This window comes from Companilactobacillus halodurans (assembly GCF_009600985.1).
GTDB classification, from domain to species: domain Bacteria; phylum Bacillota; class Bacilli; order Lactobacillales; family Lactobacillaceae; genus Companilactobacillus; species Companilactobacillus halodurans.
Genome location: NZ_VDFP01000117.1, coordinates 1 through 1,510, shown reverse-complemented (window position 1 = coordinate 1,510; position 1,510 = coordinate 1). Strand labels below are relative to the sequence as shown.

Below are 1,510 nucleotides of genomic sequence, written 5' to 3'. Positions count from 1 at the left end.
TTTTTGCTGTGCTGATTATCTCTGTTATACTAAGCCTAATTTGCTGGTTTTGGTTGCGACGCAAAAAATATTTGTAAAGTATTTGTGATACCCTAATATGATTTAAAGCGGAATTGCTTTGTTGACTTTTTAAAGGGCTGATTCCTTTCAATAATTTAATAGCTTTTGTCAGGAATTGTAATATAAATAGACAGTGGTATTTGTTATTTATCTAAATAGCTTTTTTATTTTTTTTTCTGTGCGCGGAGAAATATTAAAGGCTTCAGCGGCTTCCTTCACAGTATGAGAGTTAGAATATTCAAAGATAGCCATATTCCGGCTATCTTTTTTTCTTTTGGGTCTACCCTCCTTATAGTTGGGATTGTGTTGCCTTGCAAATATTTTACCGGCTTGCGTACGCTCGATAATCATATCGCGCTCCATCTCCGCAACCGATAGCAAAGTTCTGACAATCATACGCCCAATTGGGGTGTTATCTATCGTTCCTAAATTTAAAACCTTAATCATTATTTTTTCTTTCAATAAGTCATCAATTAAGTTCAATGCTTCTCTAGTATTACGAGCAAAACGATCTAACATTGTGACAATCAATGTGTCATTGGGTCCAATCAGATGGACCAGTTTTTCAAATTGCGGTTTCCTGGTATTACATTTCAGAGGAGAAGTATAGTTTGCGAGAGTCAATGAACCTTACGCTGGATTCATAAGGATTACCTGTGGCACAAGCAGGAGGACAAAAGAAGAAGCAAGATGTCATACAAGAATGACACCCTGACTGTGTATACATCATGATCATTTTTCATTTACCCACTTTTTTATTTTATTTAAGAAAAAATGATTAATGCTAAGTTAACTGATCTATCCGAAAATACATATTGGTGTAGCTAATAATATAAGACACCCAGTCAACCCAACACTAGCAATCTCAAAAATTGGTTAATGGACACTCCACTTGATCGGAGATATGAAACACAAATAATTGTTTTACATACCTATTTTATTATTGAAACATTTATGAAATAAATAGCATGCACAGGAAATATTGTGAATTTGTTCAACAGCTTTGATCGTATGGTTTCCTTGCATCACACCCTTGATAAGGGTATATTTATCCTTGATAAGGGTATATTTATCCTTGTAATCATTATAGAACGTTTGTTCAAAAAAGGGGAAGTGAATTTTATGCATTGGTTATGGGTTTTAATTGTTGGTGCTGTTATCGGCGCAATTGCTGGTGCCATCACTAATCGGGGCACAGCTATGGGCTGGATTAGCAATATTATCGCTGGCTTAGTTGGCTCATCCATTGGTGAAGCTATTTTAGGCAGTTGGGGGCCAAATATAGCTGGTATGGCCATTATTCCGTCAATTATAGGCGCAATAGTTGTTGTAGCAGTAGTTTCTTTCTTTTTAAGTCGTAGCACAAGATAAATTTTTTCCTATATGGTAGATTGTAAAATTAATCCGAACGCTGTTCGGACAAAAAAAATCAGCTTCCTTTAAAATGGTG

Annotated in this window: 1 protein-coding gene and 1 pseudogene; one reads left to right on the top strand and one right to left on the bottom strand. The window is 35.4% G+C overall.

The window, feature by feature from the left end:
- Window positions 1–207: 207 nt before the first annotated feature.
- A pseudogene (locus FHL06_RS12895) lies at window positions 208–645 on the bottom strand (recombinase family protein); the annotation flags it as partial.
- 537 nt (window positions 646–1,182) lie between these two features.
- Here FHL06_RS12895 and FHL06_RS12885 point away from each other — a divergent pair.
- Window positions 1,183–1,431, top strand: coding sequence for a GlsB/YeaQ/YmgE family stress response membrane protein (locus FHL06_RS12885; RefSeq protein ID WP_023061724.1), 249 nt, complete (start codon window positions 1,183–1,185; stop codon window positions 1,429–1,431).
- Window positions 1,432–1,510 lie beyond the last annotated feature (79 nt).

What these genes read in the sequence shown, in the direction of transcription:
- FHL06_RS12885 (WP_023061724.1), top strand. Translation starts at nt 1,183, where the DNA reads ATGCATTGGTTATGGGTTTTAATTGTTGGTGCTGTTATCGGCGCAATT.